We start from the raw sequence: 22,412 nt of genomic DNA on the forward strand, positions 1-22,412 counted from the left end.
ACCCATTACCAGTCATGTCTGCTGTACCAGTCGTCAATGTCCCGCTTCGCGCGGTCCTTCTCAAGACCATAACGTTCTTGGATTTTGCCTTCGAGCTGGTCGCGTTTACCGGCGATCTGGTCGAGATCGTCGTCAGTGAGCTTACCCCACTGCTCCTTGATCTTACCCTTGAATTGCTTCCAGTTGCCTTCGACCCGATTCCAATCCATATGCGTTTCCTCCTGAGTTTGCGTCTATACAAACAAACTCATAACGTCGGAATTAGTTCGAGCCGTCGCCAGTGATATGTCAGAATGCGGTTTACGGACTCCAACTCACGCCGATGAGCGGATTCTTACGCGCCCGCGTGCTCATCGAAGAATAAAGCTTGACTGATGAGCGCCTTGACCATGTCCGCATTGAACGGCTTCGTCACCAGAAACGCCGGCTCCGATCTCGCACCAGTCAGCAGGCGCTCGGGGAACGCCGTAATGAAGATCACCGGCACTGGAGATTGAGCAAGGATGTTCTTAACCGTATCGATCCCGGAACTGCCATCGGCGTGCTGGATGTCCGCCAGAATCATTCTGGGCGATGTCTTGCCATAGAGGTCGACGGCCTCATCATAGGTGCGTGCGATCCCTGTTACGCGATGTCCGAGGCTCGTGACCATGTGCTCGATATCCATGGCGATCAGCGGCTCATCTTCGATGATCATGATGTCGGTAGCGACCTGGCGCGAGATCTGTTCCGACGCAGTGACCAGGAGGCGGCCAAAGGTAAGGTTCATCAAGGTTCATGATTTCTGCAGCTTCCGACGCCGAAAATCCTTCGACCGCCACCAGCAGGAATGCCTGCCTTGGCGCCGGCGCGCACCAAATCGCTGGTTCCGCAACGGAGCAACAGTCGCATGCAAAACGGTCACTCCAAAACTCCAAAACTTGAACCATTACTCCACCCAGCTCCTGCGTCAGGTTGGCGACGATCCACGCAAGGAGGAAGGATCCTGAGCCTGGTTCGGAAGGTGGCGTGCAGACCAGCCCGTTAGAATCGGAATTTTACTCCGCTTTTCAATCAGGTAATCCGGACTCTGTGAGGTTTAGCCGAATGAACTGCGCTCATGCTCCCGCGATCGAGGGGCGGTGGCTATTCGAACATCGCGAAGACGGGCTGCTAGTATGCCGCCGCGTCTATCGCGAGTTGAGGGCAGGCAATCGCCGATCCAGACAATAGAACGCGGGGGTCCTGACCATAACGGCCGTGGGGCCGGCCGGAACGCAGATCGGCAAGAGGCCCGCTTCCGCTATGGACCCGCCGACGGAGCGAGCTGGACTACCGTCTGCCCGGAGACGTCAGCAAGGTCAATGCCAGGAGACCCAGGGCTGCCGAGATGACGGAAGCGCCGAGAACGCCGAGCTTGACGGAGTTCAGAAGCTCGGGCTCGAAAGCAAGGTCGGCAATGAACAGAGCCATGGTGAAGCCGATCCCGGCCAGCAGGCTTCCGGCTGCCAACAGACTCCACGATAGCTCGTCTGGACGAGTCCCAAAGCGCAGTTTCACGGCGAGGAAACTGAAGAGCACAATGCCAACGGGCTTGCCAACCACGAAGGCGGCGAAGATTGCGATCGTGAGGGGAATGTCGAAGTTTGCGTCTCCTATCGGAACGCCCGCGTTAGAGAGGGCAAAAAACGGCATGATCACGAATGCGACCCAGGGATGGAGAGCAATCTCGAGGCGCTCGATCGGCGACAGTGCCTCGCGGGTCGCGACGTCTGCCCGATGGAGGTCGCTGCGTGCCACGGTGTCGCGGCTCCAATGGTCGCCGGGCGGATGAGCGATCACCCGGTCGAGTATGGCATTTAGGCGGGTGTCGCTTACCCACCTCCGCGCCGGCGTCATTAATCCAAGAATCACCCCGGCGAGCGTCGCGTGGACGCCCGATGTGTCGAATGCCAGCCAGATGCCGCCACCTATCGCGAAATAGACCGGAATGCTGCGGATGCCCAGACGCGCGATTCCAGCTACGACGGCAAGGCCGAGACCGGCGGTTCCGAGTGCGACCCAATTCAAGGGTTCGCCATAGCCGATCGCCACGATCAGGACGGCGCCGACGTCATCGAAGATCGCAAGTGAGAGCAGGAACAGCCGCAAGCTCCCTGGCACGCGCGAACCGAGCACCGCAAGGCACCCGATGACGAAGGCCGTATCCGTGGACATCACGGTGCCCCAGCCGCTCGCACCCGGCCCGCCGCCGACAAGCAGCGAAAACAGTCCGGCCGGCACAGCCATTCCCCCGAGAGCGGCGGCGATGGGTAGAGCGGCTATTCGCGGATTGCGTAGCTCCCCCAGCACCAGCTCGCGCTTTAGCTCAAGGGCGATGACGAAGAAAAAGAGCGTCATCAGCCCGTCGTTGATCCAGTGCTTCAGAGAACGATAGATCTCGATGTCGCCAACTCTGACGCCCGCGGGCATCTCCCATAAGGCGAGGAACGACGACGACCACGCTGTGTTTGCGAGGCCTAGCGCCAAGAGCGTGCTGAGCAGCAGGATAATGCCCGCCGTAGCCTCAATGAGGAGGAATCGCATGAATGGCTTAGTCAACCGATCTGCGGGTTCCCTGGGAAGCTGTGAGAGGCTGTCCTTCATGCCGTGAACCGCTCCTGCGTTTTGATCGCGACTGGCAATGTTCCCAGCGGGCTATTGCAAGGCCGGCACCTCATAAGTCCACACCCGGAACGACTTGAGAACGTGCGGCCCGAACGAGTTGATGAGGGGGACATCGGCTGCGTCACGGCCGCGCGCAACCACGATCCTGCCGACACGCGGCGTATTGTTGCGCGGATCGAACGTGTGCCATCCATCGTCCAGGAAGACCTCGAACCAGGCACTGAAATCCATCGGGTCGAGGACCGGGATGCCGATGTCGCCCAGATGACCGTTGATATAGCGCGCGGGAATGTTGAGACAGCGGCAAAGCGTGACCGCAAGATGTGCGAAGTCGCGGCAGACACCAACGCGCTCATGAAACACTTCGAAGGCCGTCCGCGTCGACCGGGCTTGCATGTAGTCGAAGCGGATATGGTGGTGGACGAAATCGCAGATCGCTTGCACACGACCCCAACCGGGCGCGACGGTGCCGAACATGTCCCAAGCGCTCTGACTGAGACGGTCGGTTTCGCAATAGCGGCTGCCCATGAGGTAGGTGAGGCAATCGTCCGGCAACTCCGGCACTGGGAGCTCCTGGGCGGCTGGCAGCACTTTGTCCGGTTTGCCGTCGTCCTCGATTGTGGCATCGCCCCATATCGTCAGGTCACCCGCCGGCGCGACAAGCCGCCGGCATCGGTTGCCGAAGAGATCGCGATAGGTCGATGTCGGCACATCGGGGGCGGTGAATGTCGTTTCAGGAACCCGGATATCGGCCGCGCGATCCTCGTGGACCGACAGCAGGCATACCAACGCGGTCGGTTGTTGGAAGTTCAGCGTGATCTCATAGCCGTAGCGGATCAGCATCTGAATCCATCCTGGCGGAAATCGGCGGCGGTCAATGTGTAGGAATCGCGGCCACTGGAATAGGCCTTGCGTGCGACTTCGTAGATGGACAGGCGCAACGCGTCGAAAGCAGAAAGGAGCTTCGATTCCGAGATTTCCGACCTGCCCAATTCGGCATCCGCCATCACGAGCGCCTCGGCCTCGACGAAGAACCGCACCTCGAACATACCGTCATGGCCGATGAAGCGGACGGCGTTTCGCTTTTCATCGACGCGGCGGCTCGGATTCGGAAGTAACAGCGTCATCATCAGCGAACCTCTGTTTCGCGCGACGCGGGCCGCCTTGGTGCCGATAGGCTGATCCGCTTTATCCGCCGCTCTATATAGCGAAGGTTGTCGTCGACAAGCGCCGGTGCGCCTATGGAGACGTGATAGATCCTCCAGGGGCGATCCGTTTCAATGTGGCGGCCGTATTGATGATCCATTAGCTCGGGTGCTGACGTCCCCCCTTCATTTTCCCAGATGCTGATCGCAAGTGCATGTCGCCCGGCTTTAATTTCGTTGCTGTGGGCGTTCGTGGTGGTGGCCGTTCATCAGGATTTTCGACGGTGTCGAGCCTGCTTGTATGGAATTCGTACTCATCACCATCGGTAATGGTCGTGGCATCGGGACGCTACGGCATGTCCGCAAGAGTTCCCGCGCAGCCCCTATCGCCTCGTCGACATCTGCATCCACGCTCTCGCGGCCGAGGACTGCACGCGCCCGATCGGCGCAAGGCATTCGCATCAAATTTCGTGGTGAATGGCGGGTCCTCTGACGCCGCGAAGCCAAATCGGCTAGTCCAGCCAAATCAACGAGTTTCACATGTGAGCCTCAATTGGGTTCTAAACAAGATCCTCGGCGTCTTTGTTTTCGGCTGACATGACCCCGTTGATTCGCACGCCCATCAGTTGCCTTGGTCTAACCGAGGACAACCTGTTGAGGCTCCACATCTAGCACTGCTCAAGCGAGCCGACTCAGCAGTTCGACAATTGAGCCTTTTGCGAATTGCAACCCCGGCTGGCGCGCAGGTTTGTTGACGCCTTCGCCCAATCCGCCCCGCAAAGGCGGGAAAAGCGGGCTGAGAGCAACTCCCGGCCGGTGGCGTCGGCTGAGTCGAGTAGTGGCAAGCCCCGTGCACTGATCAGAATACGTCCAGCGAGCTGAGCAACAAGACTATGCCAACGACTACAACGACGATCTGAGCCATCTGCTTCATCGTCGAGTCAATCGGAAGTTTTTGCACGAGGTACAGCACCAACGCGATGACAAGGGCCGTGATCAGGATGCTGATTATGATGGACATGCCCCAGGTCCCTTTGAAGGAACCGCCTTCCGGCAGTGAAGGTGTAAATATGGCTGAGTTCTATAAAGGGAAGAGCGGCGTGGACGCGACACAGAACGCTCGCGCCGGTCCCATCGGCGCGGGATAAGCATCCCGGCCGCCGTTTACCTCACAGTGTGAGTTCGCACAGCCCATCGGTAAGCGCGAATTTCCCTCCACCTTTTGCCGACGAGTTGCTGTCGCATGGTTGTGCCCACCTGTTGAGTAGTGGACACAACGTGATGGATGATGAGAGCGAGCCAGCCAAGCAGCTGAGGGTGACGTTCGTGCACCCGAACGGTCGTCGGGAGTTTGAGCCGGTATCGAAGAAGCGGCTTATCCTATCCTGCCTTGTGCCTGGCGTTTCGATATCGCGGCTGGCGCTGGTGTCGCTTGGCAGTTAATCGTGAGAATTTCATTTCAACGATATCAGATGGTTAGCCTCGCACGTAATTTGAGGGGTGGCATTTAAATTGAGAACAGCGCTGGGCCGTTTCCACTTAAACTGAGATTCGGCTGCGGCGTGTATTTTGGCGGCGCATTTTGAGATGCGGCCTATAACTTCAAAGAATACAAAATGTTATTGCTTCCGGCATTGCATTTAAGCACGAGAATCTGCCTCAGAGATTCTCATATTTAAATGCCAAACGTCGCTGGAACGGCCGCATTCTCGCGATTAACTGCCAAGCGACACCCCCAGCCCCTCGCCTTATGTAAAATTGGGGCTTAAGCCCCACCGACAAGATACTCGCTGCCGTTCCCGGGGTATCTCGCTCGAGAACCGCGACGGGCAGCGAGTACGCAAGCGAACTTTCGCTCAGATGAAATGAAAAAACCCGTCCGCCATGCGTGGTTGCGGGAGACGGCCACGTCTAATAAGCTCCAACGGCAGTTCGCAAGCGCTCAGCTGGCGAGGATGATCCTGGCAATCGGTACCGTTAAGTTTTTCAATCAGGACAAGGGCTTTGGCTTCATCACGCCTGACAATGGGGGAGCGGACGTGTTTGTCCATGTGTCGGCGGTCGACGACGGAGGCCCGCTTCGAGAGGGTCAAAAGGTCAGCTACGAGCTTGGCCAGGACCGCAAGACCGGAAAATCCAAGGCCGAAAAACGTCAGGTCAGCCTGAACTGCTTTAACCTCACCTCGGACATCTCATTGTCGATACCGGATCAATACTCCCCAGAAGTGCCGTTTGAATCTTCCAGTTGCCGCCGAGGAGGCGCTCGCGCTCGACCGTTGGCAACGCCATGAGGTTGGCGAGATAGCCCGGATCGGCCGCCATCAGCGCCGCGTGTCCGTCAGCTTCGCCGGAACGAACGTCACCGACGGCCGGGATAGGCTGCAACCCGTTCACGCAAATACGCAGTGAACGGATCAATGACCGTCGCCCGAGGCTTCCTTGGTCCATAGGCCGGTGCCTCAAGGCCACGCTCGATATATTTGCGGATTGTCTTTCGATCGACGCCGGTCTGCCTGGCGATCGCAGACACCGACAAGCCCTGCCGGTGTAAATCTAAGATCATGACTATCTCCCCGAGTTTGATCACCACCAGTCCCCTCTCGACCATCGAGAGTAGTATCGGTGATGGCGTGCCGCCGGTCTTCCGGGGCGCGCCCCGGAAGACCGGCGGCATCGCTAAACTGGGGAAGATTCAAACGGCACTTCTGGGGAGTATTGATCCGGTATCGACAAGGACCGTCTTGTCGTGCTCAAGGTGAGCGAACGATACCGAGGCGCCGGCCGGGAAATTCCACTGCAGCACATGCTCTTTCGGTACCGCGCCGATCGAGGGATAGAGCTTCTCGCTCTCATCCCATAGGCCGCCCTCGTTTCGGACCTGCACCGTCGATCGACGGAAGAACACCGCGCCGTACTGTGGATTGGCCACGTGGCGCAGCGGCTCCATGAGCAGCGCCCATGTCTTGCCGCCGCCAGCCGAGCCACCGTAGATGGCGATGTCGGCCGGGGGGAAGCGAGGAATGCTGTCTGCGGGCCAGCCTGCGGCCGGATGATTGTCTGGGCGCCCTGCCCTTGCTCAGCTCCTGCCATTGTCGGGTAACTGGAAGATCGTGACCGGTGATACAGGAACCGGCAGATCCTTTCCGTCCTTCCCCGTCAGTTCGCGCCGGTTGGTGTAGGCGTTGCCTACTTCTTCCGCCGCTTGCTTCAACAATGACGAGGCCAGCACCATGTTGCCCTGGGTCTCTGCCTTCTCGGCCATGCGCTGGAGCGCCCGCAGCCGGACGGCGCGGTGGCTGATTGCGATCGAGGCCGTATCCTCGAGGAACGTCTTGCGGGTCTCTTCGAACAGCAGCTTCCACTTTTCAGCGAGGCGAGCCCCAGCCTTCTTGAGTGCAGCGACCACGACCGACGGGCTATCGAAGCAAGCCAGCGACTGGACAACAAAGGCCTGCTGCTCGTGTGTGAGTTTTGCCTTGGCCATAGCTTTATCAGGACACCATCAGGATCAGGCGGCGCGAGCCTGGCAGGTCCCGCATGCACAGCCAATTAAGTCCGCGGTCATCAGGGGCGGCTTGGATAACGCCTCGACCAGCTCCTTCACGCCTGCTTCTACAGCACCGTATCGAGCAGCAACTCCGATAAAGGCTTCCACATCATGTGAGCGAAGCGTGTAGACGGGTAGGCCGGTGCTCTTGCGGAACTTCGGAGTGCCGAAGTCGTCGAGCTCTTGCGCGCAGTGCGAAAGCTCGTGCTCGATCAAGGCACAGGCTTGCGCATCACTGGCAGATGCCCAGAAGTTGGCATCAATTGTGATGATGAAGTCAGGGACACCACCGAACCATGCGACGACCTGCGCCTCGGCTCTGGCTCTTGCCCACTTCCCCATCATGCCGCCCGGGCTGCCCATCTCGGCTTGGCCGATCACAGTGCGGCCCTTCTTGCTGTTTGCTACCGTGGTCCACAGCATGCCGATGGTTGCTGGGATGAGGTGAGCGTGATCCGGGTTGAACATGTCGCTGTCCGGATCGACGAAGGTGTCCCGGGCCCAGGCTTCGAGTTCAGGGGCAGCCACGAAGGCGCATCCACTGAAATCCTCGAACAACTCTGTCGGTGGCTGCGGTCGCATGAGATCACCACTTGCCTATGCCCTGCCGTTGAGCAAACTTGTTTTGCCCGGTGCTTTTTTTTGCACTGACACAGCAACCTTGGAGGAGAATGCAATGTGGCTTGAACTTACCAGCGAGGACGGACAACCGATATTCGTCAACATGGACAACGCCACGGACTTCTATGACGGCATGGGTGATGCCCCCAGGGCAATTATTCAACTCGCTATAGGCGGTGGCCGCGTTGTGTACGTCAAGGAACGTGCCAGCGTCATCATGAATATGATCGTAGAGGAAGATCGTCGGCTCCCCCGAGCTGGGCGTTGATGTTCTCCACCTCTACCCAAAGCAAACAACAGCCCGACGACTAAAATTGCCGTGTCATTGTCCTTCTTCTTGTTTTGGAATTTTCTGTGGTTTCTACTACCCATCGCACCTCCGGCGATTTGGAGTCGCTGGGCATGAATTCCGAGGCGCCGCCGCCGCCGGCGGCCAGCACGTATGTCGGCCACCCTGGATCAGTGGATTTGCCTGGAAATCCAGACTTTTCAGCCGTTCTTCAACCTTGTTTGACGGACTTTATCTGCCTGATGAATTGACTGACCCGATCCGAGCGACCAGGCGCAGACTTATCAGCCAGGCGATTGCTCCGTCTCCTTGTCCCCTGAAACGACAGGGCGCGACCCGATCCGGTTGCGGAATTCATTCGATCATAAGATTGCCTGCGGTCGTCGGACGGTCTAGTAAAAGATCCAACTTAGAGGCTCGACATGACCATGGCTCCGAAGATTGCAGAACGGCGACGCTGAAGCTCTCAACGCTTCCGCGCTCCCTTATTCATGCAATTTCAGGAAATGGTCCATGTCCGTAAAATCGGCCGCGCTCGCCGCACTTGCTTCCGCATATGAACTGAACGGTCTCGAAGCCGCCCCCTCCATCGTCCGGTCGACCAGACCCGAGTTTGGCGATCTCCAATGCAACGACATGATGCGGCTTGCGAAATCCGGCGGTAAGAACCCACGCGTGCTTGCCGCTGTGGTCGCAGAGGCGGCCCGGGGCGCTCTTTTCGAGGATGTATCCGTCGCCGGTCCGGGTTTCGTCAACTTCCGGCTGACCGATGCCGCCGTTGCCGCGGAGGCGAGCACCATGCTTGCCGATCCGTCGCTCGCCGCAGAGAAGGTGGAGCCGATGCGGACGGTGATTGACTTTGGCGGACCCAACGTCGCCAAGGCACTGCATGTCGGCCATCTGCGCTCCTTCGTCATCGGGGAAAGCCTGCGGCGCATCCTCGTGGAGGTCGGCCACGACGTTCTGTCCGACATTCACCTCGGCGACTGGGGCCTGCAAATGGGCAAGCTTCTTCTCGGCGCAGCTCAGTCCGCGGGATGGAAGGCCGGTGACCCCACACCCTTCATCGATCCATCGGCATTTAATGCCATGACCATCGAGGAACTGGGCGCCCTTTACAAGTCGGGCAATGCTGCCTGCCAGGACGAGACTTCGCTTGCGCTCGCGCGGATGCTGACCACGAAACTGCAGGATGGAGATCCGCTTCTGGCAGAGAGCTGGGCGCGTGCGCGGGCCATTTCCCTTGCATCGATCTCCGCCACGGCGGAGATGCTCGGCGCGCATTTCGACCTGTTCAAAGGCGAAAGCGACGCGCATGCAGAAGTCGCGCCCATGCTCGACGATCTCATCACGCGCGGGCTGGCGAGAGAGAGCGATGGGGCCCTTGTCATCGACGTCTCCGGCGACGGACTTCCGGACAATGTGCCACCTCTGCTTCTCCAGAAGAGAGACGGAGCGGCCCTTTACGGCACCACCGATCTCGCAACACTCCGGCAAAGGGTGCGTGACGTCGGCGCCCAGCAGATCGTTTATTGCACCGACGACCGGCAGGCGCTCCATATTGCCAGCGTGTTTTCGGCGGCGCGGACAGCAGGGTATGCCGATGGCGTCGAATTGCGGCATGTGACCTTCGGCACTGTTCGTGGCAATGACGGCAAGCCCTTCAAGACCCGTGACGGATCCGCAGCCTCCCTCGGTGACATGATCGATCTTGCGCTTGCCAAGTCGTCGGAAAAGGTTACCGACAGTCAAGCGGCCACGGTTGTGGGTCTCGGCGCGTTGAAGTTCGCCGACCTCTCCACGCCGCGCAAGACAGGTTACGTTTTTGATATCGACAGGATGACTTCCTTCGAGGGACGGACCGGACCGTATCTTCAATACGCCTACGCCCGGATCTGCTCGATCCTAGACAAGGCTGCGGAGGCCGGCATTGTTCCAGAGGAGACGGTCTCGATCAGTCATCCCTCCGAGCGTGCCGTGCTGATGGAAAGTCTATGGTATCCGCATGCCCTTTCGGAGGCAGCGCGACAGCTTGAGTCATTCGAAATCGCCGATAGGGCCTACCAGGTGGCAGATGCGTTCAGCCGCTTCTACACAGATTGCCCGGTGCTGAAGGCAGACGATCCGTCGGGACGGCTTACCACATGCAAGCTGGTCGCGAGGGTCATCGGAAAGTGTCTTGAGCTTCTTGGAATGGCAACAGTGCGGCGTATGTAACGCTCAACGGGTTGGCAGCTTTTGGCGGGAAGCTGCCGAGGCGTAGCGAAGCACACCACTGCCTAGCTACTCGATAATTCCGGTTAATCAGGCAAAATCCGGTGATCGTGGAAAACAAGAAGCGCAATTGATACAGTGATCTGGAAACCGCTTAATTAGGCCGACCGACATTGCCCGTCGCCTACTTTTCTGGGTCGCAGTTCTCGTTCTCCTTGTGGGGACAGGCTATCTTCTGCTGACTGCATTGCCGTCGGCACTGCGCTCGAACGGGTTTTCATTGGGCCCCTCGCGCAGTAGTCCCGATTCTCATGTGTTTCCCGCTGACCAAAGTTTACATATATTTTTTGGTCAGAAAGCGGAACCAAGATGCCTGACCCAACGTCTGATACTCTCGATCGAATCCGCGACCGGATTGAAAAGGCCGCGCCTTCTGGCGTCTGGTCACGCGCCGATTTCCTGGACATTGGTACGCCGAACGCCGTCGAGAAAGCACTTCAGCGGCTCGCGCACCGCAGCGTCATTCGGCGCCCCCACCGTGGTCTGTATGATCAACCCGGCACAAGCAAGTTGACCGGAAAGATGGTGTTTCCGCCGCGTTCCGCCTTCATCGACGCAATAGCCCGACGAGACAAGCTGCGCGTGCTCGTGGACGGCATGACCGCCGCGAATGACCTCGGCCTGACAACAGCCATTCCCGCCCGATCAACGATCTATGCGGACACCTATCCGAGAACGATCGCAATAGAGGCCAACGCCGGCGACCCGAATGCTGCGAAGCCCGTGATCTACACACTCGACTTCAAGCGCATCTCCGCCAAGACAGCCTTCTGGGCGGGCCGTCCGGCAATGCGTGTCGTGCAGGCACTCAACTGGTTTCGTGACGACCAATCAAGTATTGAGGCCGCCGTCAGTGGCATCGTCCGCTATCTGTCGCGAAGCCCTCACCGGCAGGCAATACTTCAGGATTTGCGGGAAAACATTCACGCTCTTCCGGCCTGGATGTATTCCGTTGTAAGCGCCATCATCGCCGAACTGCCCTCTTCAGTCGGAGATGAAACAGATGGGCAGGAAGCAGAGGATGAGCATGTATCCAGCGTTCCTTGAAATCCTTCGCTCCAGCGCTGATGAACAGAGAGCGCTCTTTTCCGACGCAGCCGCCGAACTCGACACTCGGGCCGAGAACACTGAAAAAGATCTCTATGTCTGCTGGGTGCTCGACTGGCTTTTCAATCGGCGCCCGGCTGACGCCGCGCGTCTCTATTTCAAGGGTGGCACCAGTCTGAGCAAGGCTTATGGGCTGATCCGCCGCTTTTCCGAGGACATAGATATCGGTATTTACAAGGCCGATCTCCATGTTCCCCTCGAAGCTGACATTGCCGCACTGAACTCCGTGACCCAGCAACAAAAGGTGCTTGCTGAACAGGTTGATGAGGCGGCACGGCAGTATATGTCCCGCCCGCTCAAGGAGATGCTCGCAAAAGAGATTGCGGAAGTGAAAGCAGCGATAGACAAGAAGGGCCACTTCTCCGTGTCGTTCGGCTACGACGCCTATCGGAAGAAGGAGGCGCTGGACATCCTCGTCGTTGGCTACAGGAGCGTCTTCGACACCAGCGGCGGCTACGTCGAGGCGGCCGTGCGGATCGAAGGCTGGGCCCGTCCCGATCCGGTCCCCGCAGAGCCGCGCGAAATCCTGCCCTAGGTCGCCGCGGTATTCGGGGCGAACAAAGACCTCGCCGTTTCGAATGTGATGACCGTCAAGCCCGAACGAACCTTCTGGGAAAAGGTGCTCATTCTGCACGCAATGACGGAGATGACTGAGAAACGAAGCGCTCAAGCAGATCCCGCCCGCAAGATCCCGGACCTCAACCGCTACTCCCGCCACTACTACGATGTTCACCAGATATGGAGCCATGCCAACCATGGAACCAAGACCGCCTCGATGGGCGACCTCGCCGAAGCAAGTCGCCAGCACAAGGAATTGATGTTTCGTGCACCCGATCATCGCTATGACCGGGCTGTACCTGGCTCCTATCGTCTGATGCCGATAGCGGATATGCGCGAGAAACTGGCTGCAGACTACGAACGGATGTCCGCCATGATCTTCGGTACTCCACCAGCATTCGATGAAGTCATGACGAGCGTCGGCAAGCTTGAGAAATTCCTGAACGCGCGGGTCGCATCGCAGACTTGATTACACCCGAGCCGCCAAAGAAACTCGGCCCAGACCGAGATCGACTGGCCCGCCTATCTTGCGAAATTCCAAGCCGAAGTCGTCGAATGCTACGGCCGCTGCCTCGGGCGCACCGACATGGAGATCACGCGCGTCGGGTTCGGTGCCTGGGCCATCGGCGGCGCCGACTGGGCCGCCAGTTGGCGCGCGCAGGACGACCGCGATTCAATCGCCGCCACTACGAAAAGAAGCGCACTCTCGGCGCACTTCGTCGTTCGGCGGCTAGAAGCCGCCGCGTAGAGCGGCGGTGCCCATACAGCACCTCAGGTGGCTGAGCCTGTAGGCGGAGCGGAGAGCAGCTCCTGTTGTCTCGCTATCCCGATTAGCCATTTGTGAAACTTCTGCCCGAACGGCTTTTCGAGAGCCGTCCGGTCCCAGGCTAAATAGTAGCTTTCAGACAGTTTCATGCGAATGTCGAAGGGAACCATCAAGGTCCCGGAGGCAACCTCGTCCAGCACCATCGAAACCTGTGCGAGAACGAATCCCCTACCGTTCACGGCCGCGTCAATGGCGCTGCTCGACAAGGCAAAGGAAAGGCCAGAGAACGTTTGGCGGCCGTCGGCATGCACCAAGGCGGCCCAGTCCCTCCATTGCGGCGAAGCCTTGTAATCCGCCTCCCATTCCACGTTTAGCAGCGGGAATTTGAGGATGGCCTGCGGACCGTCGAGGACACGGTTGGCGATCAGCGCGGGCGAACAGACCGGTACGACCCAGTCGGTGAACAGATTTGCAACATGCTCGTGCGCATAGGCGCGCCGGCCGTAGGTAATGCGGAAGTCCACCTGCTCGATACCGATGCGGGGCTCTTGCTCCTGGCCGAGAATGCGCACACTCGATTCCGGACAGAGGGACTGCCAGTCGAAAATCTTGCGACCGACCCACCTGTTGGCGACCGAGGTCAAGGCGCTGAGGACGATCCCGGTCTCGTTCCTGGCACGCGTGAGAACGTTGGCGGCATGGGAAAGCTGCTGAAAGCCTTTCGCGACTTCCTGGTAATACAGCCGCCCCCATGACGACAATTCGACCCGCCGCCCGCGTCGCTCCAAAAGCGTCAGCCCAAGACATTGCTCCAGGTTTCGTACCAGCTGACTGACGGCGCCGGGCGTTACACCGAGATCCTCCGCAGCGGCGCTGACCGAGCCACATCGTCCGATCGCCTCAAAGGCTTGCAGGCCGCGCAAGGACGGGTTCGACATCGTTAGGCACTCCTCGGACAGGTCACTCAATTTAGAAAATCTAAAAAAGAACGCAGGAGCTGGCAACTTGTTGGCACAAAAAAAACGACGGACATTCGCTTAACAAAACGCAAGGAGAGCGAAATGTTTCTCAAGAATGCCTGGTACGTCGCAGCCTGGGATCACGAGGTCGGCCGCGAGCTGAAACCCGTCACGATCCTCGGCGAAAACATCGTACTTTACCGCAAGCAGGACGGCCAGGCCGCCGCGCTCGAGGATGCCTGTCCCCATCGGAAGCTGCCCCTCTCCATGGGCCGCATCAAGGGTGACGACGTGGAATGCGGCTATCACGGCCTGACCTTCGATTGTTCGGGCAGCTGCACGCGGGTTCCGGGCGCCGAGCGCATTCCGCATGTCGCCAAGGTGCGTTCCTACCCAGTCCACGAGCGCTACGGCCTGCTCTGGATCTGGATGGGCGATGCCGAGAAGGCGGACCCGAAGGAAATCTTCGAAGTCGAGTATTTCGGCAATCCCGCCTGGGGAATCAATCGCGGCGAGTCCATGACGCTCAACTGCAATTACCTCTACATGACGGACAACCTGCTCGACCCGTCACATGTCGCCTGGGTCCACCAGTCGTCCTTCGCTAGCTCGGCCTGTGAGGAAACGCCGCTCGAGACAACCGTGAAGGATGACGGCGTCACCGTCTGGCGCTGGATGATCGATTCCGAACCGGCCCCGTTCTACGCGCCCTTCCTGCAATTCGAGGGTAACACCGACCGCAAGCAGCACTACGAGGTGCGCTATCCGAGCAACGCGATCATTAAGGCCATCTTCGCGCCGGCCCACACCGGCGGGGAAGGCCGCGCGCTGCCAGAAAACACCTTCCTCATGGACAGCTACAACTTCATGACGCCGGTCGATGAAAACCGGACCAAATACTATTGGTTCCAGATGCGCAACTTCGCGCCTGATGACGCCAAGGTTTCCGAGAGTTTCGCAAAATCCGTACGGGGCGCCTTCGAGGAGGATCGCGTTGTTCTGGAGGCGGTCCATCACGGAATGGCCAACATGCAGACACCGAACCTCGACCTGAAGATCGACGTCGGCCCGATGCGCTTTCGCCGCAAGCTGGCCCAGCTGATTGCCGCCGAGACGAAAGCCGACACGGCCAGCGCAGCGGCTGAATAAGGATCAATCCGGATGCTCGATGCCGCGGCCTCGCGCTTCCGCCCCTTCGAAGTCGTCTCGAAGGTACGCGAAAGCGCCACCATCACGTCTTTCCATCTTACGCCTCTCGAACGCCAGCACTGGCGGCCGTTCGAGGCGGGACAGTTCCTGACGATGCGCGTTCCCGACCGCAAGGGAGGACATGTCCTGCGCAACTACACCGTCTCCTCCTCCCCGCGCGAGGAAGGAACGTATCGGATCACCGTGAAGCGTGAGGCCGCACCGTCGCAGGACGTGCCGGATGGCCTGAGCTCCTGCTGGCTGCATGACGAGATCGAGCCCGGCGCCGTCGTCGAGATCGACCCACCGCGCGGCGCCTTCAAGATCGACAGCGCAAGCTCGAGGCCCGTCGTGCTTCTTTCTGGTGGCGTCGGGCTGACACCGACGGTCTCGATGCTGGATGTACTGGCAAGGGAAAGCGACCGCCCCGTCTGGTTCATCCATGCCTGCGACGGCGCGGCCGTTCATGCGTTGCGAGAGGAAGTCGAGCATCTCGCCGCCCTGCGGCCCGGCATCGCCGTGCACTTCTGCTACCGGTTCGCCGAGAACAATGATCTCGATGCGGCCCGTTGTCATTCGGCGGGCTTCCTGACGCGCACCACGCTCCAGAGCCTTCTGCCGCTCGACGACTACGACATCTACATGTGTGGGCCGCCGCCCTTCATGCAGGCCCTCTACGGCATTCTGACCGGCCTCGGGGTGCGGAAGGAACGCATCGCCTATGAATTCTTCGGGCCGGCGAGCCTGTTGTCGGAGACGGGGCAGACGACGGCGCGGCCCGCTATGGCGCGCGCCGCCGAGCCCACCACCGAAGGGGATGGCCCCCGCATCGTTCTCCAGAAATCGGGGCGCAGCCTTGCCTGGGATGGGACGAGCGAATCCATCCTCACTTTCCTGGAGGCACAGGGCATCGAGCCCGAATTCTCCTGCAGGGCGGGGGTTTGCGGGACCTGCGAACAGGGTCTCGTCTCAGGCGAGGTCGACTATTTCGAGGAGCCGCTCGACGCGATGCCGGGCGACCGGGTGCTGTTGTGTTGCACCAGGCCGAAATCCTCGATCGTGCTCGATCTCTGACGCGCTCAAAACAAGAGGCTGCGGCCTGAACCAGGGTGTCCAATCCCCGAAGGAGGATCCGTGACGAAACCGCTCCATACCGAAATCCAGCTCAATCCGCATGTAGCAGGCCTGCCGCCCTACAATGCCGGCATGAACATCACCGCCGCCCGAAAGCACAGCGGTCGGCAGGACATCGCGGCCCTTGCCAGCAATGAAAACCCGGATGGCTGTTCGCCGGATGTCGCAGCGGCGCTGGCGAACCTGAACCCCTCGCGCTATTCCGACCCTGCCTGTACGACGCTGCGGGCGGCGCTCAGCCACAAGCTCAGCGTTCCCGTCGAACACATCGTGGCCGGTAACGGCTCTGAGGAGATGATCGCCGCGGTCTGTCGCGCCGTGCTGCGTCCCGGCGCCCTCGCGGCGACGGTCTGTCCCGGCTTCGGGCTGCACGAGATCGAGGCGCTGGCCAATGGCGCCAAGGTCGAGAAGGTCACCATGCGGACAGATCTGGACTTCGATCTGCCGGCGATCGTCGCCATGCTCGAGCGGGCGCCGGCGATTTTCTTCCTCTCCTCCCCCTCCAATCCGGTCGGTCCGGCGCTCGACCGCGAAAGCCTCGACTGCATTCTCGCGGCGGTCACGCCTCAGACGCTTCTCGTTCTGGACGAGGCCTATTTCGAGTTCACGGACGAAGACATGCCCGACGGCCTTGCCGCGCTCTCGGCCACGGACCTGTCCTGGGTGGTGCTGCGAACCTTTTCCAAGGCCTATGGCCTCGCAGGCCTGCGCGTCGGCTACGCCGTGATGTCCGATGCGCGGCTGGCGCGCGCCGTGACCGCCGCCAAGACGCCGTTCAACGTCAATGCTGCCGCGCAGGTCGCCGCCGTCGCCGCGCTGGAAGACGAGGCGTGGATGCGCTCTTCGGTTGCCGCATTGAAACGCGAGCGGGCACGTGTGGCCGAGGCCGTCGCCGCCATGGGGCTTTCGGCGGCCAGATCGCAGACGAACTTCCTGTTCATCGGCGTCGGCCGGGACAGCCGGGCGGCGCTGGATCACTTCCTGTCGAAGGGGATCATCGTCAAGCCGTGGAAGGAAGAAGGCTACGAGACCTTCATCCGTGTGACGATCGGCACCCCTTGCGAAAACGACCGCTTTCTCGACGCGCTGAGCGCCCTCGCCGAGCGTGAAGGATGAGGAGACGCCTGCGACGTCCCCTCCAATCCAACACAGAACAAGGGGTCGGGCCACGACCCCACGGGAACGAACAATGAGCGCAAACGCACGTCTGCACAAAGCAAACCGGGAGCCCCCTCGCATGTCCCCTTCAACGCCATCCGGTCTTTTCGCCGGTGACTTTTCCGCCCTGCGCGCCCGGTTTCTCGCCGCCGCGCGCACCGCTGGGGCCAGCCTGGTCGAATACCCGCATCCGCTGCACGGGCCGAACGGCGAGCGTCTGGCGACCGACGTCGCCTATCTCGGCCGCACCGATGCCGAAAAGCTCCTGGTGTTGATTTCCGGCACGCATGGCGTCGAAGGCCCCTTCGGCTCGGCCTGCCAGACCGCCTGGCTTTCGCAGAATTCCCCCTGGCAGCTTCCCGACGATACCGCCGTTCTGGCGATCCACCTCATCAACCCCTGGGGTACGGCCTGGACGCGCCGGGTGAACGAAGACAACGTCGACCTCAACCGCAATTTCATCGACTGGCAGAAGGCACCGCCGAAAAACGAACGGTATGCCGCGCTGCACGGCGCCCTCGTCTGTCGGGCCTGGGAAGGCCCGGAGCGCGATGCAGCCGCTGAGGCCTACGAAGCGGCCAAACGGCAGCTCGGCGGCTATGCCGGCGTCGCCCCCATCGTGGAGGCCGGCCAGTACGACTTTCCGGACGGCATGTTCTATGGCGGCGACGGTCCAGTCTGGTCCAACCGCACCCTCATCGAGATCCTGTCGACATTCGCGCAACAGGCGACTGAGGTCGTCGTCTTCGACCTGCACACGGGCGCAGGCCCTTACGGTTATCCTGCTCTCCTCTCCGTCGCCGAGAGCGAGCACGACGGTTTGGATTGGGGGCAGCGCATCTTCGGTCCCACGCTCTCGGTCGTCGTCACCGGTGAGAATGCGACGACAGATACCGGCATCGCCGCAACGGCCGCCGGCTATGTCTCGGCCGCGATGCGAGACGCGTTGCCGAAGGCGCGCGTCCTGCCGTTGGTGGTCGAATGCGGAACCCTCGACGGTGCTTCGGTCTCGGATGCGGTTCAGGCGGACAACTGGCTTCACCTTTTCGGCAAGATCGATACGCCGCTCGGCGAAAGGATCAAGAAGACCTTGTGCGCCGCCTTCATTCCCGACGATGCGGACTGGCGGAGCACCTGTCTGACGGGCGCGCTGCGCCACTTCGACCGTGCCTTTGCCGACCTCAAAGCCATCGGCGGCGCGGGCGTGGAAAAGCCCGTTCCCGCAGCAGCGGCCGTTACCGTCGTCGCCCATCCGGAAGCCGGCGGCCCAAGACTTGATGGAAGGCCGGCGATCGAGGTGCACGACATCCACAAGCGCTTCGGTCCCCTCCCCGTGCTCAACGGCGTCAGCATCTCCGCGCAACCGGGCGAGGTCGTCTCGATGATCGGCTCCTCCGGTTCGGGAAAGAGCACCTTCCTGCGCTGCATCAATCTGCTCGAACAGCCGAACGACGGGCGCATCGTTATCGATGGCGAGGAAATCCGCATGAAGAAGACGCCGGACGGCAGTGCCGCCCCGGCCGACATGCGGCAGGTCGAGCGCATCCGCTCGCGCGTCGGCATGGTGTTCCAGAACTTCAATCTCTGGCCGCACATGACGGTTCTCGAAAACATCATCGAAGCGCCGCTGCATGTCCTGAAGGAGGAGCGGCAGGCGGCTGTCGACCATGCCCATGCGCTCCTGAAGAAAGTCGGCCTCTCCGACAAGCACGCCCAACATCCCGGCCAGCTGTCGGGCGGCCAGCAGCAGCGCGCCGCCATCGCCCGAACGCTCGCCATGCGCCCCAAGCTCATCCTCCTCGACGAGCCGACCTCCGCGCTCGATCCCGAGCTTGTCGGCGAAGTGCTGCGTGTGATCCGGCAACTGGCCGAAGAAGGAAATACGATGATCCTCGTGACGCACGAAATGCAGTTCGCGCGCGAGGTCTCGCACAAGATCCTCTTCCTCCACCAGGGAAAGGTGGAGGAAGAGGGTGCCCCGGCGGAGGTCTTCACCAATCCGCGCTCCGAACGCATGCGCCAGTTCCTGGCCCGGACGCTCTGACATTCCGCCGGCATCACCCGTCCGGGGATTTCTCCGGACGGTGCCCAACAAGAACGCTCAACATGGGGAACCAAAACATGAAGCTGAAAAGTCTATTGCTCGCCACGTTCTTCGCCGCCGGCCTCACCGCGGCCCAGGCCGCCGAGGGCGAATTGTCGATCGGGACGGAGGGCGAGTATCCGCCATGGAGCATGGCAGACTCCGCCGGTAACGTGACGGGTTTCGACGCCGATGTCGGGAACCTGCTCTGCGCCAAGCTGGAGATGAAGTGCCATTTCGTCGTGCAGGCCTTCGACGGCCTCATTCCGGCACTCAAAGCCAAACGTTTCGACATCATCATTTCCGGCATGTCGATCACGGCTGAACGCAAGAAGCAGATCAACTTCTCGGTCGGCTATGCGGAGCTCGCAAACATGTTCGTGGTGAAGAAGGGTTCCGATCTTGCCGGCATCAAGGACATCGAGACGCTGCTGAAATCGCTCGACGGCCGCACGGTCGGCGTCCAGGCGGGCACGACGCATGCCCATTTCGTGGAAAAGCGCGCCTCCTCCACCGACCTGAAGACCTACGACACGCTCGACCAGATGCAGATCGATCTCGCCAGCGGCCGCGTCGAGGCCGCCTTCGCCGATGCCTCCGCCCTTCAGGATTTCCTGGCGCGTCCGGATGGCAAGGACTTCCAGTTCGTTGACGTCAAGGTGCTCAGCACCTTCGACCCGACGCTCGGCGAAGGCATCGGCGTCGGTATCTCGCAGGAGAATACCGAGCTGAAGGCCCGCATCGACAAGGCGCTCTGCGAACTGGTCGCTGACGGCTCGATCGGCAAGGCGAGCCAGACCTGGTTCAAGACGGACATCTCCCGTCCCTGCCAGTAACACCAACACGACGTCTCCCGGGTGAGGAAAGGCCGTCAGGCCGATCCTTCCTCGGGGGGCTTCATCCGACAGGACAATGCGAAGTTTGGGCGGGTTCGATGGAACTTGGATTATGGCAGGTATGGGAAGGCGGCTGGGTCTCCGCAATCCTGCGCGGTGCGGCGATCACCATCGCCCTCGGGGTCGCGAGCATGGCCTTCGGCATCGTCATCGGCGTTGCCTGTGGCCTGATAAAATGGGCGCGGCTTTTTCCGCTGACGCTTGTCGTGGACTTCTACACGTCGATCGTGCGCGGCGTGCCGGAACTTCTGATCATCTATCTCCTCTTCTTTTCCTCCGTGGAATTCGTCGCCCAGATCGCCGCGGCGTTTGGCTACGAGGGACTGGCTGGCAACGGCTACGCCTTCACCATCGCGGTCGTTGCGATCGCAGCCATATCGGGGGCCTATTCGACGGAGGTCGTGCGGGGGGCTCTGGCTGCCATTCCGGGCGGACATATCGAGGCGGCGCGGGCACTTGGGATTCCAGGCAGGCGCATCTTCCGCCGCATTATCGCCCCACAGATGCTGCGGATCGCGGTACCGGGTATGAATAATGTCTGGCAGACCACGATCAAGGACACCGCGCTTGTCTCCGTGGTCGGCTTGCAGGAATTGATGCGCGCCGCCTTCGTCGGGGCGGGTTCGACCCGCCATCCCTTCATCTTTTATCTCATCGCCGCTGTCGTCTACCTCGCGATCACGCTGGTCAGCCAGGGTGGTTTCGACTGGATCGAACGCCTTCTGCGTCCCCGTACGAGGAAATAGGCCATGGATTTCGAACTCGTTCGCCTCGCAGTTCCAACCCTTGCCAAGGGATTGTGGCTGACCGCCGTCCTGACGGTCGCCTCGATCGCCATCGGCTTCAATCTCGGTCTGGCGCTTGCGGTCATGCGCCTGTCGAAAAACAGGGCTCTAAGCGGTTTTGCCAAAGGCTACAGCACCGTCTTCCGCGGCACGCCGCTGCTGGTCCAGCTCTTTCTCTTCTATTACGGCCTCGGCCAGCTTTCCTTCGTGCGCGACAACCCCGTGCTCTGGTGGATTGTCGGCGATGGCGCCCATTGCGCTGTTATGGCGCTCGCGCTCAATACGGCGGCCTATACATCGGAAATCCTGCGCGGCGGCCTCATGTCCATTCCGGGAGGGCTTGTCGAAGCTGCTCAGGCCTGCGGCATGTCGCGGCTCCTGTGCTTTCGCCGGATCACGTTTCCCCTTGCCATCAGGCAAGCGCTGCCGGCCTACGGCAACGAGCTTGTGCTCGTCGTCAAGGGAACGAGCCTCGCCTCCACGATCACCGTCCTGGAAATCACCGGCCATGCAAAGCGGCTGATGAGCCAGACCTATGCAATCCTCGAAATATTCGCCATCGCCGGTGTGCTCTATCTCCTGATCAATCTGGTGCTGATCACGCTCGTACGGCTCCTGGAAGCCCGTCTTACGCGCTACCTGCCCCGATAGGCCTACCGCCTGAAACGGCCGGAAACTTTGAAAGGAAAGAGAAATGCCCATGGATGTACGCGCCGCCGTCGCCGTTCAGGCCGGCAAGCCGCTGGAAGTGATGACCGTTCAGCTCGAAGGCCCGCGGGCCGGCGAAGTGCTGATCGAGGTCAAGGCCACCGGCATCTGCCACACCGACGATTTCACGCTGTCCGGCGCCGACCCGGAAGGCCTGTTCCCGGCGATCCTCGGCCATGAGGGCGCCGGCGTCGTCGTCGATGTCGGCCCGGGCGTCACCTCGGTGAAGAAGGGCGACCATGTCATCCCGCTCTATACCCCTGAATGCCGCTCCTGCCCGTCGTGCCTGTCGCGCAAGACCAATTTGTGCACGGCGATCCGCGCCACCCAGGGCCAGGGCCTGATGCCGGATGGCACCTCGCGCTTTTCGATCGGCAAGGACAAGATCCACCACTACATGGGCTGCTCGACCTTCGCCAACTACACCGTGCTGCCGGAGATTGCCGTCGCCAAGGTCAATCCGGACGCGCCGTTCGACAAGATCTGCTATATCGGCTGCGGCGTCACTACCGGCATCGGCGCGGTGATCAACACCCCGGATGCCGTGA

22 protein-coding genes and 4 pseudogenes are annotated in these 22,412 nt (G+C 60.7%); 15 read left to right on the plus strand and 11 right to left on the minus strand.

What is annotated here, in order from left to right:
• Positions 1 to 5 precede the first annotated feature (5 nt).
• The 6 genes and pseudogenes from AC244_RS22765 to AC244_RS37650 all read right to left on the minus strand — a co-directional run bounded on the left by AC244_RS22765 (position 6) and on the right by AC244_RS37650 (position 4,812).
• Positions 6 to 209, minus strand: a complete 204-nt coding sequence (locus AC244_RS22765; protein WP_053251100.1) for a CsbD family protein — start codon at positions 207 to 209, stop codon at positions 6 to 8.
• Positions 210 to 334: 125 nt separating this feature from the next.
• Positions 335 to 851, minus strand: a pseudogene (locus AC244_RS22770) (response regulator); the annotation flags it as partial.
• Positions 852 to 1,311: 460 nt separating this feature from the next.
• The gene (gene nhaA / locus AC244_RS22775; protein WP_053251101.1) at positions 1,312 to 2,625 is read right to left on the minus strand and encodes a Na+/H+ antiporter NhaA; all 1,314 of its coding nucleotides are present in this window, start codon (positions 2,623 to 2,625) and stop codon (positions 1,312 to 1,314) included.
• A 51-nt stretch (positions 2,626 to 2,676) separates the two neighbouring features.
• Positions 2,677 to 3,489 carry a transglutaminase-like domain-containing protein gene (locus AC244_RS22780; protein ID WP_053251102.1) on the minus strand — a complete coding sequence of 271 codons (813 nt, stop codon included), beginning with the start codon at positions 3,487 to 3,489 and terminating at the stop codon, positions 2,677 to 2,679.
• Positions 3,483 to 3,773, minus strand: a complete 291-nt coding sequence (locus AC244_RS22785; protein WP_053251125.1) for a DUF1488 domain-containing protein — start codon at positions 3,771 to 3,773, stop codon at positions 3,483 to 3,485. Before AC244_RS22785 ends, AC244_RS22780 begins: the two co-directional genes overlap by 7 nt.
• Before the next feature lie 877 nt (positions 3,774 to 4,650).
• The gene (locus AC244_RS37650) at positions 4,651 to 4,812 is read right to left on the minus strand and encodes a Thivi_2564 family membrane protein (RefSeq protein WP_176707576.1); all 162 of its coding nucleotides are present in this window, start codon (positions 4,810 to 4,812) and stop codon (positions 4,651 to 4,653) included.
• Positions 4,813 to 5,072: 260 nt separating this feature from the next.
• On the opposite strand from AC244_RS37650, the gene AC244_RS37220 reads away from it, so the two are divergent.
• Together AC244_RS37220 and AC244_RS22790 are read left to right on the plus strand one after the other, a co-directional pair.
• Positions 5,073 to 5,234, plus strand: coding sequence for a hypothetical protein (locus AC244_RS37220; protein WP_161807891.1), 162 nt, complete (start codon positions 5,073 to 5,075; stop codon positions 5,232 to 5,234).
• A 518-nt stretch (positions 5,235 to 5,752) separates the two neighbouring features.
• Positions 5,753 to 5,938: pseudogene (locus AC244_RS22790) on the plus strand (cold-shock protein); the annotation flags it as partial.
• A 224-nt stretch (positions 5,939 to 6,162) separates the two neighbouring features.
• On the opposite strand, the pseudogene AC244_RS22795 reads toward AC244_RS22790, so the two are convergent.
• From AC244_RS22795 to AC244_RS22810, 4 genes and pseudogenes are all read right to left on the minus strand, one after another.
• Positions 6,163 to 6,378: pseudogene (locus AC244_RS22795) on the minus strand (helix-turn-helix domain-containing protein); the annotation flags it as partial.
• Positions 6,379 to 6,483: 105 nt separating this feature from the next.
• Positions 6,484 to 6,738: a terminase family protein gene (locus AC244_RS38250; RefSeq protein ID WP_053251103.1), complete on the minus strand. Its 255-nt coding sequence runs from the start codon at positions 6,736 to 6,738 to the stop codon at positions 6,484 to 6,486.
• A gap of 129 nt (positions 6,739 to 6,867) precedes the next feature.
• Complete coding sequence (locus AC244_RS22805) at positions 6,868 to 7,275, minus strand: DUF2280 domain-containing protein (protein ID WP_053251104.1); 408 nt, start codon at positions 7,273 to 7,275, stop codon at positions 6,868 to 6,870.
• 24 nt (positions 7,276 to 7,299) lie between these two features.
• Positions 7,300 to 7,866: a putative metallopeptidase gene (locus tag AC244_RS22810; RefSeq protein ID WP_234717006.1), complete on the minus strand. Its 567-nt coding sequence runs from the start codon at positions 7,864 to 7,866 to the stop codon at positions 7,300 to 7,302.
• Between the two features lie 52 nt (positions 7,867 to 7,918).
• Between AC244_RS22810 and AC244_RS22815 the strand changes: the two genes are divergently transcribed.
• The 5 genes and pseudogenes from AC244_RS22815 to AC244_RS37655 all read left to right on the plus strand — a co-directional run bounded on the left by AC244_RS22815 (position 7,919) and on the right by AC244_RS37655 (position 12,935).
• Positions 7,919 to 8,227, plus strand: coding sequence for a hypothetical protein (locus AC244_RS22815; RefSeq protein WP_152976062.1), 309 nt, complete (start codon positions 7,919 to 7,921; stop codon positions 8,225 to 8,227).
• 534 nt (positions 8,228 to 8,761) lie between these two features.
• Positions 8,762 to 10,465 (plus strand): arginine--tRNA ligase, encoded by a 1,704-nt coding sequence (gene argS, locus AC244_RS22820; protein ID WP_053251107.1) that lies wholly within the window; start codon positions 8,762 to 8,764, stop codon positions 10,463 to 10,465.
• Positions 10,466 to 10,831: 366 nt separating this feature from the next.
• Positions 10,832 to 11,569 (plus strand): DUF6088 family protein, encoded by a 738-nt coding sequence (locus AC244_RS22825; RefSeq protein ID WP_053251108.1) that lies wholly within the window; start codon positions 10,832 to 10,834, stop codon positions 11,567 to 11,569.
• Positions 11,550 to 12,656: pseudogene (locus AC244_RS22830) on the plus strand (nucleotidyl transferase AbiEii/AbiGii toxin family protein). Before AC244_RS22825 ends, AC244_RS22830 begins: the two are co-directional and overlap by 20 nt.
• Positions 12,657 to 12,773: 117 nt before the next feature.
• Complete coding sequence (locus AC244_RS37655) at positions 12,774 to 12,935, plus strand: hypothetical protein (RefSeq protein WP_202596107.1); 162 nt, start codon at positions 12,774 to 12,776, stop codon at positions 12,933 to 12,935.
• 23 nt (positions 12,936 to 12,958) lie between these two features.
• Here the strand turns inward: AC244_RS37655 and AC244_RS22835 are convergent, their stop codons facing one another.
• The gene (locus AC244_RS22835) at positions 12,959 to 13,891 is read right to left on the minus strand and encodes a LysR family transcriptional regulator (protein ID WP_053251109.1); all 933 of its coding nucleotides are present in this window, start codon (positions 13,889 to 13,891) and stop codon (positions 12,959 to 12,961) included.
• A 123-nt stretch (positions 13,892 to 14,014) separates the two neighbouring features.
• Between AC244_RS22835 and AC244_RS22840 the strand changes: the two genes are divergently transcribed.
• From AC244_RS22840 to AC244_RS22880, 8 genes are all read left to right on the plus strand, one after another.
• A complete protein-coding gene (locus AC244_RS22840) occupies positions 14,015 to 15,061 on the plus strand; it encodes an aromatic ring-hydroxylating dioxygenase subunit alpha (RefSeq protein ID WP_053251110.1) in 1,047 nt (348 codons plus the stop codon).
• A gap of 12 nt (positions 15,062 to 15,073) precedes the next feature.
• Positions 15,074 to 16,174 carry an FAD-binding oxidoreductase gene (locus tag AC244_RS22845; RefSeq protein WP_053251111.1) on the plus strand — a complete coding sequence of 367 codons (1,101 nt, stop codon included), beginning with the start codon at positions 15,074 to 15,076 and terminating at the stop codon, positions 16,172 to 16,174.
• 60 nt (positions 16,175 to 16,234) lie between these two features.
• Entirely contained in the window at positions 16,235 to 17,350 is a 1,116-nt protein-coding gene (hisC, locus tag AC244_RS22850; RefSeq protein ID WP_063934138.1) for a histidinol-phosphate transaminase, read from the plus strand.
• 121 nt (positions 17,351 to 17,471) lie between these two features.
• Complete coding sequence (locus AC244_RS38775) at positions 17,472 to 19,436, plus strand: DUF2817 domain-containing protein (protein WP_082367058.1); 1,965 nt, start codon at positions 17,472 to 17,474, stop codon at positions 19,434 to 19,436.
• 77 nt (positions 19,437 to 19,513) lie between these two features.
• The gene (locus tag AC244_RS22865; protein WP_053251112.1) at positions 19,514 to 20,311 is read left to right on the plus strand and encodes a transporter substrate-binding domain-containing protein; all 798 of its coding nucleotides are present in this window, start codon (positions 19,514 to 19,516) and stop codon (positions 20,309 to 20,311) included.
• A 98-nt stretch (positions 20,312 to 20,409) separates the two neighbouring features.
• Entirely contained in the window at positions 20,410 to 21,117 is a 708-nt protein-coding gene (locus tag AC244_RS22870; protein WP_053251113.1) for an ABC transporter permease, read from the plus strand.
• A gap of 3 nt (positions 21,118 to 21,120) precedes the next feature.
• Positions 21,121 to 21,807: an ABC transporter permease gene (locus tag AC244_RS22875; RefSeq protein ID WP_053251114.1), complete on the plus strand. Its 687-nt coding sequence runs from the start codon at positions 21,121 to 21,123 to the stop codon at positions 21,805 to 21,807.
• Positions 21,808 to 21,856: 49 nt separating this feature from the next.
• Positions 21,857 to 22,412, plus strand: a 556-nt coding sequence (locus AC244_RS22880; RefSeq protein WP_152976063.1) for an alcohol dehydrogenase catalytic domain-containing protein, incomplete at its 3' end; no start/stop codon positions are given.

It is taken from the genome of Ensifer adhaerens, assembly GCF_001270265.1.
Taxonomy (GTDB): Bacteria; Pseudomonadota; Alphaproteobacteria; order Rhizobiales; family Rhizobiaceae; genus Ensifer; species Ensifer adhaerens_B.

Bases quoted from the DNA above. Each gene is read 5' to 3' on its own strand.
- AC244_RS22765 (WP_053251100.1), bottom strand. From the start codon at position 209: ATGGATTGGAATCGGGTCGAAGGCAACTGGAAGCAATTCAAGGGTAAG.
- nhaA (WP_053251101.1), bottom strand. From the start codon at position 2,625: ATGAAGGACAGCCTCTCACAGCTTCCCAGGGAACCCGCAGATCGGTTG.
- AC244_RS22780 (WP_053251102.1), bottom strand. From the start codon at position 3,489: ATGCTGATCCGCTACGGCTATGAGATCACGCTGAACTTCCAACAACCG.
- AC244_RS22785 (WP_053251125.1), bottom strand. From the start codon at position 3,773: ATGACGCTGTTACTTCCGAATCCGAGCCGCCGCGTCGATGAAAAGCGA.
- AC244_RS37650 (WP_176707576.1), bottom strand. From the start codon at position 4,812: ATGTCCATCATAATCAGCATCCTGATCACGGCCCTTGTCATCGCGTTG.
- AC244_RS37220 (WP_161807891.1), top strand. From the start codon at position 5,073: ATGGATGATGAGAGCGAGCCAGCCAAGCAGCTGAGGGTGACGTTCGTG.
- AC244_RS38250 (WP_053251103.1), bottom strand. From the start codon at position 6,738: ATGGAGCCGCTGCGCCACGTGGCCAATCCACAGTACGGCGCGGTGTTC.
- AC244_RS22805 (WP_053251104.1), bottom strand. From the start codon at position 7,275: ATGGCCAAGGCAAAACTCACACACGAGCAGCAGGCCTTTGTTGTCCAG.
- AC244_RS22815 (WP_152976062.1), top strand. From the start codon at position 7,919: ATGAGATCACCACTTGCCTATGCCCTGCCGTTGAGCAAACTTGTTTTG.
- argS (WP_053251107.1), top strand. From the start codon at position 8,762: ATGTCCGTAAAATCGGCCGCGCTCGCCGCACTTGCTTCCGCATATGAA.
- AC244_RS22825 (WP_053251108.1), top strand. From the start codon at position 10,832: ATGCCTGACCCAACGTCTGATACTCTCGATCGAATCCGCGACCGGATT.
- AC244_RS37655 (WP_202596107.1), top strand. From the start codon at position 12,774: ATGGAGATCACGCGCGTCGGGTTCGGTGCCTGGGCCATCGGCGGCGCC.
- AC244_RS22835 (WP_053251109.1), bottom strand. From the start codon at position 13,891: ATGTCGAACCCGTCCTTGCGCGGCCTGCAAGCCTTTGAGGCGATCGGA.
- AC244_RS22840 (WP_053251110.1), top strand. From the start codon at position 14,015: ATGTTTCTCAAGAATGCCTGGTACGTCGCAGCCTGGGATCACGAGGTC.
- AC244_RS22845 (WP_053251111.1), top strand. From the start codon at position 15,074: ATGCTCGATGCCGCGGCCTCGCGCTTCCGCCCCTTCGAAGTCGTCTCG.
- AC244_RS38775 (WP_082367058.1), top strand. From the start codon at position 17,472: ATGTCCCCTTCAACGCCATCCGGTCTTTTCGCCGGTGACTTTTCCGCC.
- AC244_RS22865 (WP_053251112.1), top strand. From the start codon at position 19,514: ATGAAGCTGAAAAGTCTATTGCTCGCCACGTTCTTCGCCGCCGGCCTC.
- AC244_RS22870 (WP_053251113.1), top strand. From the start codon at position 20,410: ATGGAACTTGGATTATGGCAGGTATGGGAAGGCGGCTGGGTCTCCGCA.
- AC244_RS22875 (WP_053251114.1), top strand. From the start codon at position 21,121: ATGGATTTCGAACTCGTTCGCCTCGCAGTTCCAACCCTTGCCAAGGGA.